10 protein-coding genes are annotated in these 13,989 nt (G+C 53.2%); 8 read left to right on the top strand and 2 right to left on the bottom strand.

What is annotated here, in order from left to right:
* Nucleotides 1-165 precede the first annotated feature (165 nt).
* Nucleotides 166-780, bottom strand: coding sequence for a response regulator transcription factor (locus tag ACPUC7_RS23560; RefSeq protein WP_494924773.1), 615 nt, complete (start codon nucleotides 778-780; stop codon nucleotides 166-168).
* Nucleotides 765-3,659 carry a response regulator gene (locus ACPUC7_RS23555; protein ID WP_494924772.1) on the bottom strand — a complete coding sequence of 965 codons (2,895 nt, stop codon included), beginning with the start codon at nucleotides 3,657-3,659 and terminating at the stop codon, nucleotides 765-767. The genes ACPUC7_RS23560 and ACPUC7_RS23555 overlap by 16 nt, the downstream gene beginning before the upstream one ends.
* 284 nt (nucleotides 3,660-3,943) lie before the next feature.
* Between ACPUC7_RS23555 and ACPUC7_RS23550 the strand changes: the two genes are divergently transcribed.
* The 8 genes from ACPUC7_RS23550 to ACPUC7_RS23515 all read left to right on the top strand — a co-directional run bounded on the left by ACPUC7_RS23550 (nucleotide 3,944) and on the right by ACPUC7_RS23515 (nucleotide 13,969).
* A complete protein-coding gene (locus ACPUC7_RS23550) occupies nucleotides 3,944-6,190 on the top strand; it encodes a type I secretion system permease/ATPase (protein ID WP_494924771.1) in 2,247 nt (748 codons plus the stop codon).
* Entirely contained in the window at nucleotides 6,190-7,410 is a 1,221-nt protein-coding gene (locus tag ACPUC7_RS23545) for an HlyD family type I secretion periplasmic adaptor subunit (protein ID WP_494924770.1), read from the top strand. Before ACPUC7_RS23550 ends, ACPUC7_RS23545 begins: the two co-directional genes overlap by 1 nt.
* Nucleotides 7,411-7,430: 20 nt before the next feature.
* Complete coding sequence (locus tag ACPUC7_RS23540; RefSeq protein ID WP_494924769.1) at nucleotides 7,431-8,801, top strand: TolC family protein; 1,371 nt, start codon at nucleotides 7,431-7,433, stop codon at nucleotides 8,799-8,801.
* A gap of 18 nt (nucleotides 8,802-8,819) precedes the next feature.
* Complete coding sequence (locus tag ACPUC7_RS23535; protein ID WP_494924768.1) at nucleotides 8,820-9,533, top strand: response regulator; 714 nt, start codon at nucleotides 8,820-8,822, stop codon at nucleotides 9,531-9,533.
* A gap of 235 nt (nucleotides 9,534-9,768) precedes the next feature.
* Entirely contained in the window at nucleotides 9,769-10,677 is a 909-nt protein-coding gene (locus ACPUC7_RS23530) for a LysR family transcriptional regulator (protein WP_494924767.1), read from the top strand.
* A 199-nt stretch (nucleotides 10,678-10,876) separates the two neighbouring features.
* Nucleotides 10,877-11,551, top strand: coding sequence for a DUF1028 domain-containing protein (locus ACPUC7_RS23525; protein ID WP_494924766.1), 675 nt, complete (start codon nucleotides 10,877-10,879; stop codon nucleotides 11,549-11,551).
* Complete coding sequence (locus ACPUC7_RS23520; RefSeq protein WP_494924765.1) at nucleotides 11,544-12,497, top strand: 2-hydroxyacid dehydrogenase; 954 nt, start codon at nucleotides 11,544-11,546, stop codon at nucleotides 12,495-12,497. The genes ACPUC7_RS23525 and ACPUC7_RS23520 overlap by 8 nt, the downstream gene beginning before the upstream one ends.
* 374 nt (nucleotides 12,498-12,871) lie before the next feature.
* On the top strand, nucleotides 12,872-13,969 hold the full coding sequence (locus tag ACPUC7_RS23515; RefSeq protein ID WP_494924764.1) for an ABC transporter ATP-binding protein: 1,098 nt from the start codon (nucleotides 12,872-12,874) through the stop codon (nucleotides 13,967-13,969).
* Nucleotides 13,970-13,989: the final 20 nt, after the last annotated feature.

Here is a 13,989-nt window from a genome sequence, read left to right as displayed (position 1 = left end):
TGCTTCCCACCCGGCGACCAAGACACTATCCCCGGGCAGTAAAGAAAAAGCCGAAACGCTATGCGTTCCGGCATGTTTGAGGCTTAACTGACGAGCATTACACCATAAATGGCGACCCTACAAAACGCGCCAATCCATCGTAAGGTCGCCATTTATGGTGACCGTTTAATAACTATTCCGCCGCGCTAAATCCACCACATCACCCACATTACGCGTCTGCATCTTCTGCATAATGCTGCGCTTAAAGGTGCTTACCGTTTTAGCACTGAGTTTTAGCTCACCCGCGATGACACTATTGGTTTTACCTGCACCCAGTTCGTGCAGGATTTGCCGTTCGCGATGGGTGAGTGCGGCAATCAAATCGCTGTCCTGATTATTTCGCGCGGCAGGATCGCTATAGCGCACCATCACTCTGTTACCTTGCTCGACTTCCTCCAACACCGAATGAAACATCTCCGCGCCGCAGCTTTTATTGAGATAGCCCTGCACATTTAATTTCAAGCGCTGAATCGCGTGCCAACTGCTATCGCAACTGGCGAACACTAACCAACGACAACCCGCAGCGTGTTTGCGGTTGAGTTGCAGCTGCTTGAGATGCTGTTCGCTGAGGCCTTGCAGATCCATAACCAGCAACGTCGGTTTATCCAACACCAATGCGTGCATCAACAGCTCAGGATCGGTGATAGCTTTAGCAATGGTATAGCCGCGCTCAATCATCACTTGCGATAAACCCTCCACCATTAATGGATGATTATCATAAATAATCACGCGGTTGCGCATGCTAACTCCTCACACTTGAGGCATCGGTTTAAAATCTCACGCAGTTCGACAGGCGTTATTGGCTTGGTCAAACAGGCATTGATTCCTGCATTGATACAATCTTCAGCGGCATCAAAGCTGCTCATCGCGGTTAACGCGTAAATCGGCGTGGGCGTCAGTTGTTCCTTACTTTCTACTGCACGAATCGCGCGGCTCATTTCGAAACCGTCCATTTCCGGCATGGTGCAATCGGTAATGATCAGGGCGATATCTTGTTGATGCTGCTGCCACAGGGTTAATCCGTGACGGCCATGCACCGCGCTAATGGCTTCATAACCGGCTTTTTTCAGTTGTTGAGTTAACAACAAGCGGGCAGGCGGATAATCATCAACGATCAACACTTTAGCGGCACTTTTAACGCTGTGCGGCTCAACGCTTTGGGCTTCAATCATCGGTACCGCCGAGAAGTGCAAGCTTACGGTATTGCTTTCTCCCGGCACGCTAGTCACTTGCAGTGTTGCACCGGCATCCTCTGACATGCGTTGGCAGGCCGCCATGCTAAATCCGCTATCCGCCCAAACCCGCTGATCGTCTTCCGGTGTCGGCCTGTTTTGCCGCGTTTCCCAACGTGCAGCAAGTTTGCCGTCGCCAGGATTTTGCACCTCAATGGTGAGCGGCAAATGGCCGCTTTGTTGTGGCGCATCAACGCGCAACAGCACTTGAATCTCACCTTGATGGCTGTGTTTGATCGCATTGCGCAGCAAGCTGGAAACAATGCGAATAATTAACAGCGGATCAAATTCCACTCGCGGCGTGGCAGGATCAACCGTGACATTCACGCGTAAACCTTTCTCTTCCGCTTGCTGCTGGAACAGTGCCACCGTGCTGCGCAGCAACGAAGGCAGATTCACCACACGAATGCGGCTCTGTTCGTCGCGCGCCTCAGCGCGGAAGATATCGAACACATCACCGGTAATAGAAAGCAGGGAACAAGCCGATTCGTACACAGTTTGCAGATTTTCGTTGTGCTGATTGCGACTGTGCAGGCGTTCCAGTTCAAGCTCGAGCAAACCAGTGATCGCGTTCAACGGCGTGCGGATTTCGTGGCCCATGCTTTTCATAAACGCGTTGCGGGCTTCCAACACGCGATCATTCTCGGCTTTGGCTTCCTGCAACTGACGAATCAAGGTCTGATTGCTGTTCAGACGTTCGCGCAGAGATTCGAGTGACTTAATCAAGCGACCAATCCACCAACCAATCAGCAGCACTAAAATCAGTGCCGCTAACATGCTGATGGCGATGAGGGTTGGAGAAAAATAGCGTTCGGATTTTTGTTCCGGTGCCATTAAGGTGTCACGCCACGAACCGGCGAGTGTCATCAGGCGCTGCGGTTCAATTTGAAGCAGCGCTTTATTGACTATCGATAAGGCGGGCACATCTTCACGCTGCGCCGCGAAACCAATGCTGTAGGGTTTTACTGGCAAGGATAGTGACTGATGAAGTTGCTGGAACGGGTAACGTTTGAGCTGATATTGCACCGCAAACTGCGAAGCAATCGCGCCGTGTGCTTCATTATTCTTCACCATCTGTAACGCCTGATTAACTGAATCAGCCAACGTCAATTGCAGGGTGGGATACCAGGTTTCCAGCCACGGAATCAGCGGACTATCCCGCTGGATGGCAATTTTCTCGCCAGAAAGTTCGTGCAACGAGGCCGGTTGGATGGTGTTGCGCTGCATTACCAGCACCGCTGGCGTCACCAGCCAGGGATCGCTCTGCGCCAAAGTGGGCGCAGCCGCTTCTGTTTCGCCTGGCACGGCCAGGTTACTGGCGAGCAAAGCTTGCGGATGTTTGACCATCAATGCAGTCAGTTGGTCTTCATCGTTTGCGACTTCGTAGTGGAATTGCAAACCAAAGCGGTCGCTGATTTGTCGCAGTACATCAATCGCTAATCCTGTCAGCTCACCTTGCTGACTGATAAAACTCAATGGTTCACGGCGCGCATCGACGACCACCGTCATGCTCGGATGCTGCTGCAACCATGCGCTTTCGGCGGGCGTCAATGAGAGCGATGGATAGCCGGTTACCGCTTCGCTATCCATTCCCCATCCATGTGCAATGCGCAAGCGGCTCACCAACGGTAAATGCGTCAGCACATTGTTGATGGCACTGAGCAGTTGCGGTTCGCCGCTCGGCACGCCGAAGGTCAGCTTAAATTCACCCAGCGACGGGTGCGGCAACAGCCAGAGATTCTCCAGCTGATTGTTGCGCGCCAGATAGCTGGCGGTGGCATGACTAAAGCCTTTGGCGTTGGATTGGCCAAAGGCGACGGAATTGATGGCGTGATAATAATCTTCGAAGGCGTCGGGCGAATATTCGATGCCCGGCATGCTTTGGCTATCTAGCGCCAGCAGCGGCAAGTTGCCGCTGGGTAAACGCTGGCCGGCGCGCGTCACCACCACGGCACGATCGTTCAGCCACGGCAGCGAAGCGTAAATTGAGGAATGCGGCGTTAATTCGGGCGTCCACACCGCCAGCATACACACGTCGCCCTGATTTAAGGCGTTGATGGCTTCTTCGCGACTGGAGTAATGAATCAAATCAAAATGCACCTGCAAGCTGGATTCCAGCAGCGACAGATAATCGGCATCAATCCCGGCTAATTGCCCACGTTCAACACCCAAACTGACCGGCGGCTGCGAAGCGCCCCACACGCCAACGCGGATCACCGGATGGGTCTGTAGCCATGCGCGCACCGGGGCGGCAAAGGTGACTTGAGGTGGATTCACTTCAATACGTGGCGTGAGATTAAGCGGCTCACCGCGTGCATGCAGCAGCCCCGGTTGTAAAACCAGGGTAAGTAAAAAGAGCTGCATAAAGCGGAGTAAAGCTTTTTTCATCGTCAAGTATTCGGTAACTAATCTGCCGAATAGTGTGACGTACTCCTTATGACGTTAATAGCCAGGACGGGTCTTGGATTGCGCCTCGCAGCCCGCCAAAGAAGACCATAAGCATTTTCCTACATCCGCCTAAGTAATCGTTGATTAAGACATTTCTTGGATTTCCTTATCCTTGCGCCACGATTTCGACGAAATGCGCATCCGGCTACAAGCTTGGTCTTGATTTTCGTCCTCCTGAACTTTTCACCCTGACCTGTTTACGGGCTAACCACGGGACGTCACTGATGAATGCAGGCTTAACCACCCACACAGAGCTGGAACAACTCGCTGGCAGCCACTCGCGTGTGGACGATACCTTGCTGCAAAGTGTCGCATGGATGTGCAAACACTATAAACGCGGCCGCAGCCAGGACGTGTTGGTTGCCGAGTTGCCGAAGGAAGCGCTGCTTTCTCCTTCGCTGGCATTGACGGCGTTTGAACACGCTGGATTTTCCGCTGGATTGGTTGAACGCCCACTGTGGGAACTGCCGATGCAGGTGACGCCACTCATTTTGGTGCGCAAAGGATCCGGCGGGGCGATCCTGCTGGATCGCAAATCACGCAAAAGTGACGACGGTAAAATGGCCGACTTCTACACGGTTATTTTGCCAGAGGTCAGTCTGCAACCGGTTGAGTTGGCCGCCTCAGAAGTGGAAGCCTGGTACAGCGGCTTTGCCATTATGGCGAAACCCGAAGCCAAGCTTGATCGCCGCGTCGAAGAAGCCTTGCCTGAAAATCAATCTCATTGGTTATTCAGCACCTTATGGCGCTATCGCCGTTATTACCGCAGCGCAGCAGTGGCTTCCGTGATCGTCAACATTCTGGCGCTGGCCAGCATCTTCTTCACCATGAACGTCTATGACCGCGTGATCCCTAATCAGGCCTTCACCACTTTGTGGTCGCTGGCGATTGGCGTTACCCTGGCGATGCTTTTCGAAGCGCTCACGCGCTTTATTCGCGCTCACTTATTAGATGGTGCCGGAAAAAAAGCTGATTTGATTGTCGGCAGCTTGTTATTCCGTAAAGCGCTGGCGGTGCGCATGGAGCACAAACCGGCTTCGTCCGGCACCTTTGCCAGCCAACTGCGTGAATTCGAATCGGTGCGCGATTTCGTCTCTTCCGCCACGCTCGCAACGCTCGCCGATCTGCCCTTTGTGGTGCTGTTCCTGTGCGTGATGTTCTCGATTGGCGGCGCGTTGGGCTGGGTGCCGCTGCTGATGCTGCCGCTAATTTTGCTGGTGTGTATCGCCATTCAATGGCCGCTGGCAAAAATCATGAAAGCTAATCTGCAAGAAGCCGCCTTGAAGCAGGGCGTGCTGGTGGAATCGGTGGAAGGGATGGAAACCCTGAAAGCGGTCAACGGCCAGGCGCATATGCAGCGCCGTTGGCAAAGTGCCAGCGCGTTACAAGCTGCCAGTGCTTCCAAATCAAAACGTTATGCGTCGCTTGCCACCAACGCAGTGACGTTTCTGCAACAGTTTCAGGCGGTAGTGCTGATTGTGGTTGGCGTCTACATGATCGACGCTGGCGTGCTGTCCATGGGCGGCCTGGTCGGCAGTGTGATGCTGGCGAGCCGTGCCACTGCGCCGCTGGGGCAGGTAATAGGTTTGGCGGTGCGTTATCAATCTGCCAAAGCGGCGTTGGCTTCGCTGAATAAATTGATGGCGATGCCGGTCGATCGCGATCCGCAGCAAGAGTATGTCGCCGAGCCGGAACTCAACGGCAACATGGCGCTGAAAGCGGTTGGATTTAGCTATCCTGCGCCGCCACTGCGCCCGAACCCTCCGGTTTTGAGCAACATCAATCTCAAGATCAGCAGCGGCGAGCGTATCGCGATTCTCGGCACCATCGGCAGCGGCAAATCCACGCTTCTGCGCATCCTTGCGCGCCTGTATATGCCAACCCAAGGCCAGATGTTCAGCAGCGGCCTCGATGTGAATCAAATCGATCCTGCCGATTGGCGTCATGCCACCGGCTTCGTTAGCCAGGATGCGCGCCTGTTCTACGGCAGCCTGCGCGAAAACGTGATGTTGGGGATGCCAGATGCCTCCGCCAGCGAATTTATGCGCGTGCTGAAACTCACCGGTTTAGACCAGATTGCCGCGCGCCATCCGCAAGGCATCCATCTGCAAGTGGGCGAGCACGGCGGCAATCTTTCCGGCGGTCAGCGCCAGTTAGTCGCATTAGCGCGCACCTTGATCGCCCGTCCGCCGGTGTTGCTGCTTGATGAGCCAACCAGTGCGATGGATGCGCAAACTGAACAGCAATTTATCAAGCACCTGCTTAGCGCCACGTCAGATCAAACGCTGGTGGTGGTGACGCACCGTCCTTCACTGCTGGCGCTGGTGGATCGCGTCATCGTGCTGGATGACGGCAAAGTCTTGATGGATGGCGCAAAGGATCATGTTCTGGCGCGCTTGCGTGGCGAACAGCCAATAACACCGAGGGAAGCCGCCAACCAGGCCGCTCCAGCCACCCAGGAGCCCGCATAATGAAAAGCAAAAAAGCCATCAGCGCCGGTGATGCCGCCTTTATGAATGATATTCAGGCATCGCTGCTCAGCCAGAAAACGCCGGGCTCGCATCTGGTGTTGATCATCCTCGCGGCAATCATCGTGGTGTTCTTTACCTGGGCGCACTTTGCGCGGGTAGAAGAGATCACCAAAGGCGAAGCCAAGATCGTTTCACGCAGCCACGAACAAGTTATCCAGAGTCTGGAAGGCGGCATTCTGTCGGCAATGGATGTCACCGAAGGTCAGGAAGTGAAGAAGGGCGAGGTGCTGTTAAGAATTGATGCCACGCGTGCCGAATCCAGCTATCGCGAAGCATTGAAAAAAGAGATTGGCTTGAAAGCCAGCATCGCGCGATTGCGTGCGGAAGCTTACAACAAGCCAATGCAATTCGATGAGCAGGTCAGTGCCGAACCCAAAGTGGTGGAGCAAGAAACCGATGCTTATAACGCGCGGAAAAAGGCGTTGAATGACGCGGTCGCCGCGTTGCAGCACAGTTATGACTTATCGATGCGCGAAAACAATCTGGCGGAAAAACTCTCCGCGCGCGGCTTATTGTCTGAAGTGGAGATGTTACGTATGCGCCGTCAGGCCAACGATTTGCAGTCGCAGATTGTTGAACGTCGCAACCGCTTCCAGGCCGATGCCAACTCCGAGCTCAATAAGTTAGAGCTGGAACTGGCGCAAACCACTGAAAACCTGGTTGGGCGCGCGGATATCCGCAATCGCACCATCATCACCGCTCCGGTCAACGGCACGGTGAAGAACATCCGCGTCACTACGCTGGGCGGCGTGATTCAGCCTGGCGAACACATCCTGGAAATTGTGCCGAGCGAAGATCAGTTGTTGGTTGAAGCGAAGATTCGTCCTTCAGACGTGGCGTTCCTGCATCCAGGCTTACCGGCGACAGTCAAAATCACCGCTTACGATTACGGCATCTACGGTGGTTTGAAAGGCAAAGTTGAGTTGATCAGTCCCGATACTTTGAAGGATGAGAGCAAAACCGCCAGCGGCCGACCGGATGATACCTATTACCGCGTGATGGTGCTGACGGACAGCAGCACCTTAAACGTCGGGGCCAAAGCCCTGCCGATTATTCCAGGGATGATCGCTTCGGTCGAAATCCGTACCGGTGAAAAAACCATTCTTGATTATCTGCTTAAGCCGGTGTTCAAGGCGCGTGAAGCATTCCGTGAACGCTAACAGCAGATAGGAACAGAGTGATGAAACATAACAAATTATTCCCGCGTCAACTGGCGATGCTGGTGGCGATGTTGTTGCTCGCCCCGGCAGCGTCAGCCGACGACAGCGACTTTTACGCGTTACCTGAAAACACCAGTACGGCGAAGCAGGCGGATAAAAGCAGTGTCAGCAGCGAGCAGCTACGCCAGATTTTTTCTGGCGCGGTACAGACAGCTTTGCAACGCAATCCACAACTGCGCAGTGCGCAATACAGCGCCGAAGCGGCGCGCGAAGAGGTGAAAGCGGCTAAAGGCGCACGCTTGCCGCAGGTGGATGTCAGCACCGGATCGCGTCGTGTTGAGTTTGGTGGCGGTAATCGTAATAAATATGGCGACAACAATACGCCTGCCGTTGCGGTCACGGCGTCCACCACGTTGTATGATTTTGGTCAGACATCGAACACCATTCGCAGTAAAGAGCAGGGCGTGAAAGCAGCTGATTTCCAATTTGCTTCACAGCAGGAAGATCTTGCCTGGCAGGTGAGTAGCGCACTGGTAGAAATTTCTAAGCAGCGATTGATCATTGAAGCCAGCGAAGAGTACGTGGCGCGCATGCAAAAGCTGGTCAACATGTTAAGCGCCACGGTGCAATTGGATGCCGGACGTCGCAGTGAACTGGCTCAGGCAAAGGGCCGCTTTTTGCAAGCGCAGTCAGCTTTGGATAATGCTCAGTCGAACCTGCGTGATAGCGAGATTACGCTGCAACGCTTAGTCGGAGATAAGCGTATAAACTTGCCAAAAAGCCGCCGCTGGAATTTGCAGCCTGGATCGGTGGATGTGTTGTTGAAACAAGCAGAAAGCCATCCAACACTCAATCAGGCCAGAGCGCAGGCCGCCGCTTCACTGGCCGATGCCGAGGCGCTTAAAGCGTCGAACCTGCCAAAAGTGAATTGGGTGGTGAGTAAAAGCACTGCTAAAGATTATTACGGGCGCGAAGATGCATGGCAAACCGGCGTGAATGTCAGTTGGGGCGTATTCCGTGGCGGTTCTGCCAGCGCGTCTGAACGGGCAGCGGTGCAGCGTGCCGAAGCGTTACGTGAAGAAGCTGAAGAGAATCTTGATGATTTACAGCAGCGCGTACGCGCCGCCGATCAGGATGCACGTTCGCGTTTAGGCCGCGCCGATTTGTATCGCAATCTCGGCGTGGAATCCGACCAAATCCGTAAAGACTTTTTTGATCAGTGGTATCACTTAGGGAAACGCACGCTGCTGGATGTGCTCAGCGCGGAGTCGGATTATTACAACAATCGGGTGGAAGAGATCGCTAACCGTTATGACGGTTACAGCGCGATTTTCCGCGGTTATGCAGGTTCTGGTATGCTCCTGAATTGGCTAAATGGCCGTATCAAGTAATCCGGCAGATTGAGGTTCATGATGACGCTTTTAGACGAAAAAAAAATTGCGGTAGTGATGCTCGATGATCATCCGATGATGCGCTTCTCTTTTGAAGTCGCCGCCACGCGTGAGCCGGATATCAGCATGCTCGCCACGTTTGGCAACAGCAAAGATTTGCTGGACTGGTTGCGCATCAACCATGCGGATGTGCTGGTGCTGGATTACATTCTTGGCAATGACGAGTTGGATGGCTTGTCGCTGATTAAGCAGATCTTGTCGCACCATCCGCAATTGAAAATTCTGCTCTCTTCCTCGATGGAGAGCGTGGCGGTGATTCACGCCGCGTTGCAATTGGGGATCAAAGGTTACATCACCAAACGCGAAGAGACGCCGCGCTATTTTGCCGCGATTCGCACCATTGCCGCCGGGCAACGTTCACTGCCGGACGATATCGCCAATGAGTTGGACCAGTTGCCGATTCGTAAGCGCGAACGTAATGCGTTGTTGCAGCAGCAGAGTGAGGCCTCAACTGATGACGCATCGCGCATGGCGCATTTAAGTAAGCGACTGACGCCGCGTGAAGCGGAAGTGATTCGCTGCTTTATTGATGGCATGCAGGTGGTGGAGATTGCGGTTAAGTTGAAACGCAGCCGCAAAACCATCAGCGGTCATAAGCAGACCGGCATGAAGAAATTAGGGCTGACTTCGGATTTAGAATTATTTAAATATCGCGACGATTTGTTTAAATAAAAACGCCAGATCACCCAGATTAAGCGTAGGGTCGCCATTTATGGTGACCTTGTTTTTTTGCACGATTGCTGCGCAAATTTTTCTGAAAAATGTTTTATCATGGTGCGAACAATATCGCTAATCCCTTCCTAACTGGCGTTATAGCTTAATTTCCCCCTCTGGCACATTGCTTGCATTATTTATTACCCTCCAGCGGAAATATTTTCACAGTGTGATTATAAATAATGGGTCGCCAATGAGCCGTTTCACCCTTAAGCAGCTTAAATATTTTGTCACCGTGGTGGAAACTGAAAGTTTTGCCGAAGCCTCGCGACAACTGCATATTGCCCAGCCTTCCATTTCTATCGCGATAAAAAATCTTGAAGAGACCTTCGAGCAGCAACTATTACTGCGCCATCATGCGCAGGGCGTGTCGTTAACGCCGGGCGGCAGACGTTTTTATGATAAAGCCAAAGAGTTGCTGCGGCTGTCTCATGAATTCGAACAAAACTCGCGTGCCGACAATGAAATTACCTCTGGCACCATTGCCATCGGCTGCTTTGAATCTGCCGCCCCGCTGTATATGCCGCGTTTGATCGCCGGATTTAAGAAGTTGTACCCCGATATCACGCTGCAACTGTATGACGGTGAACAGCATGAAATCATGCATGGGCTGCATCGCGGCCGCTTCGATTTGGCCTTTCTCTACGATTTGGAGCTGGATAACTCGATCTATAAAGAGAAACTCAACGCGCCACATAAACCTTATGCGTTACTGCCCGCGCGTCATCCGTTGGCACAGCAAACCAGCGTCACCTTGCAGCAATTGAGCCGCGAGCCGATGATCTTGCTGGATGCGGTACCGAGCAAAAACTATTTCATCAGCATTTTTAAAGCCAAAGGCTATCATCCTGAAGTGGCGTACAGTTCGCCCTCAATTGAAATGGTGCGTTGCATGGTGGGGCAAGGATTAGGATTTTCTGTACTCGTTACGCGGCCCTTTACCCATTTCACTTATGACGGTGAACAAGTGGTGCAACTGGATATTGATGACGAAATGGAAGCCTCAACCTTAATAATGGCCTATCTGGAAAACAATGAGCCAACACAGCCAGCTAAACTGTTTATGGAATACTGTCGAACGGTGGAATTAAGACCGGCTTAGATTTTACACCAAGACAATTGCCGCACATTTAGTAGCGGCATCATTTATCGCGCAATAAATTGTGCCGCTACGACATGAGCACACACTAATATTTTTTATATAGCTTGTGTCGTTTTTAAATATTGTAAAGCGTATTACGCATCGCATAGGCTCAAATTAACTTATTCGTTTTCTCTTAGAATTATTTCCAGGAGGATCTATGACGTTTTCGATTACCGCCCGCTGTCCGGAATCGGGCCAGCTTGGCGTGGCAATCAGCTCTTCAAGTATTGCTGTCGGCGCGCGCTGTCCGTGGTTGCTGGCCGGTGTGGGTGCGGTGTCCAGTCAGAACATTACCTTGCCGCTGTTGGGCCAACAGGTGCTGACGCATTTAGAGCAAGGACAATCCGCCGAGCAAGCATTGGCGCTGGCTCTGGCGGAAGATCGTTTCAGCGATTATCGCCAAGTGACGGTGATTGATGCCACAGGCGCAACTGCCCATTTCAGCGGCAGTCAAACTCTGGGGACATGGAACGTGGTGAGTGGGGAAAACTGCGTCGCCGCTGGCAATATGCTAGCCAACCGCGCGGTGATTGCGGCGATGGTGAAGACCTTTGAAGCCACATCCGGTGAATTAACCTCGCGCTTAGTGGCGGCCTTGCAAGCAGGCGTGGCGGCGGGCGGCGAGCAAGGGCCGGTACACTCTGCGGCAGTAAAAGTGGTGGATGATTATGCCTGGCCGCTGGTTGACCTGCGCGTCGATTGGTCAGAGGAAGATCCGGTGCAGATCCTGGCGCAATTGTGGCTGGACTACGAACCGCAAATGGAAGCCTACGTGACGCGCGCACTCGATCCGCGTGAAGCGCCCAGCTACGGCGTGCCCGGCGATGAATAGCGCGGCAAAAACCTTATTGGTTAACTTTGTTTCGCCGGATGAATTGCCACAGTGGCGCGATTTTTTTGGGCGCGCGTTGCCCGATTTGCACGTGGCCTTGTGGGATGATCACATGGTTGAACCCGAGTCGGTACAGTATGCGCTGGTGTGGAAACCGGAACCGGGCAGGTTGGCGCGCTTCCCGAATTTGCGGGTGATTATCAGCGAAGGGGCAGGCGTTGATCACATCACTGGCGATCCGCTGATTCCGCCGCATATCCCGGTTACACGTATGGTGACGCATGAAACCTCGGCGCGCATGGCGGATTACGTCACCATGGCGGCTTATATGCTGTTGCGCCAAATTCCACAAATCATCGAAGCGCAGCGCCAGCGACAATGGGCCAATCATCTGACCGGACGCCTGGCCAGCGAAACGCGCGTTGGCATTCTGGGTTTGGGTAACCTCGGCGCAGTGGTAGCGCAACGTTTGCTGGCGAATGGCTTTAGGGTCAACGGCTGGTCGCGGCGTGATAAGCGCGTGGCGGGCGTTCATGGTTTTAGTGGCGCACAGCAACTCAACGCGTTTCTGCACAGTAGCGATATTTTGGTTAATTTGCTGCCGGATACCCGCGAAACACGCGGCCTGATTAACCATGAGGTGTTGAGCCAACTGCCGCGCGGTGCAGGAGTGATCAATGCCGGGCGCGGCCCACAGCTCGATAGCGATGCGCTGTTAGGCGCGCTGGACAGCGGGCAAGTAGAGGCGGCGGTGCTTGATGTGTTTGTGCAGGAACCGTTACCGCCCGATCATCCGCTGTGGCAGCATCCGCGCGTGATCGTCACCAGTCATGTCGCGTCTCTGATTTCCAGCCAGGCTAAAGCGCAACATGCGATTGCGGTGATTAATGCCGATCGCGCCGGATTGCCGCTGCCATTACTTTATAATCGTGAACAGGGATATTAATATTTCCCTGTAATTAATCACTCTGCACGCAAATAATCCCTTTGCATCATTATGGCGCTTAAAATGCGCCATTTTAATGCGTGAGATATTGCACGTTAATATCCGTTATTGAGGTAATAATATTTTTATATGTCGCACTTTTAACGCAAGACTTCATTCTATCCATATGTAATTAATGGATTTTACTAAGCATAGTTTTTTTAAATCAGCTGGCAACATAATAACTGGTTGCACGAAATTCGTTGCTGTATGCATAGTGAATTCACACAAAAACGGATGTCCAGATCCGTAATAATTATTCAACATCGCTATTAACGCTCGCGTTAAATAATAAAAGAGACGTTCAGTCCAATCACCTGCATCGGGAGTGCAACATGTCTTATTTCGCTCATCAGGATGAAATGCATTCTTCTGCGGTTGTGCCGGAAATAAAAATGCGCAGCGCAGGTTTAACCAAAAATTACGGTGCCACCACCGCGTTGCATCCGGTCGATCTTGAGGTGCGCAGCGGCGAATTACTGACGCTTTTAGGCCCGTCTGGCTCCGGCAAAACCACGCTGTTGCAGCTGATTTGTGGCCTGGCGGAACCGACTGGCGGCGAGCTTTATATTGATGGCGTCAATAAAACCCACGCGCCAACCCATCAACGGGATATCGGCGTGGTGTTCCAGAACTACGCGCTGTTTCCGCAAATGACGGTGCAAGAGAACGTGGCATTCCCGCTGCAAATGCGCCGCATCTCGCGTGCCGAGAGCCTGAAGCGTGTAACTCATGCGTTGGAAATGGTTGGTCTGGCACATTTTGGTCACCGTTTCCCGCGTGAACTCTCTGGCGGCCAGCAGCAACGTGTGGCGCTGGCGCGTTGCCTGGTTTATCAACCGTCGCTGATTCTGATGGATGAATCACTCTCCGCGCTTGACCGCAAATTGCGTGAAAGCATGCAGGTCGAGATCAAGCGCATCCACCGCGAAACCGGCGCCACCATCATCTTCGTCACCCACGATCAGGAAGAGGCGCTGGCGCTGTCCGACCGCGTCTGCCTGATGAATGCGGGTCGCATTGAGCAAATCGGCACACCAGAAGAGATTTATGAGCGTCCGGCCAGCGCCTTTGTCGCCGACTTTATTGGTATCTCCAACATGATTTCCGGCGTGGTCAGCGCCAGCGGTGAGTTCACCAATGCCGATGGCGTGATGCCATTACCGACCGGTTTATCCGCCGCGCAAAATCAGCAACAGGCCACCATGGTGATCCGCCCGGAATATATCGAGCTGGCCGACGCGTCAGGCGGTTATCTGCATGGCGAAGTGGTTGAGTCGATTTATGTCGGTTCCGAAACCCGTTTGCTGATCAAACTCGCCAGCGGCGCATTGCTTACCGCCCGGCAAAGTGCCGGACAGAAAACGCGTCAGTTAGGGGAGCGCGTTTCCCTTAAATGGCACACCGCACATGCGCGCCTGATTAGCGGCTAAACGCACGTTTCGCTTGATCC

The sequence above is a fragment of the Pantoea sp. CFCC18179 genome, assembly GCF_059412405.1.
Note: the sequence above shows the minus strand (reverse complement) of the source record. Positions and strands in the feature narration are given on the sequence as shown.

Excerpts from the sequence above, each read along its gene's own strand:
- ACPUC7_RS23560 (WP_494924773.1), bottom strand. The coding sequence starts at position 780 with ATGCGCAACCGCGTGATTATTTATGATAATCATCCATTAATGGTGGAG.
- ACPUC7_RS23555 (WP_494924772.1), bottom strand. The coding sequence starts at position 3,659 with ATGAAAAAAGCTTTACTCCGCTTTATGCAGCTCTTTTTACTTACCCTG.
- ACPUC7_RS23550 (WP_494924771.1), top strand. The coding sequence starts at position 3,944 with ATGAATGCAGGCTTAACCACCCACACAGAGCTGGAACAACTCGCTGGC.
- ACPUC7_RS23545 (WP_494924770.1), top strand. The coding sequence starts at position 6,190 with ATGAAAAGCAAAAAAGCCATCAGCGCCGGTGATGCCGCCTTTATGAAT.
- ACPUC7_RS23540 (WP_494924769.1), top strand. The coding sequence starts at position 7,431 with ATGAAACATAACAAATTATTCCCGCGTCAACTGGCGATGCTGGTGGCG.
- ACPUC7_RS23535 (WP_494924768.1), top strand. The coding sequence starts at position 8,820 with ATGATGACGCTTTTAGACGAAAAAAAAATTGCGGTAGTGATGCTCGAT.
- ACPUC7_RS23530 (WP_494924767.1), top strand. The coding sequence starts at position 9,769 with ATGAGCCGTTTCACCCTTAAGCAGCTTAAATATTTTGTCACCGTGGTG.
- ACPUC7_RS23525 (WP_494924766.1), top strand. The coding sequence starts at position 10,877 with ATGACGTTTTCGATTACCGCCCGCTGTCCGGAATCGGGCCAGCTTGGC.
- ACPUC7_RS23520 (WP_494924765.1), top strand. The coding sequence starts at position 11,544 with ATGAATAGCGCGGCAAAAACCTTATTGGTTAACTTTGTTTCGCCGGAT.
- ACPUC7_RS23515 (WP_494924764.1), top strand. The coding sequence starts at position 12,872 with ATGTCTTATTTCGCTCATCAGGATGAAATGCATTCTTCTGCGGTTGTG.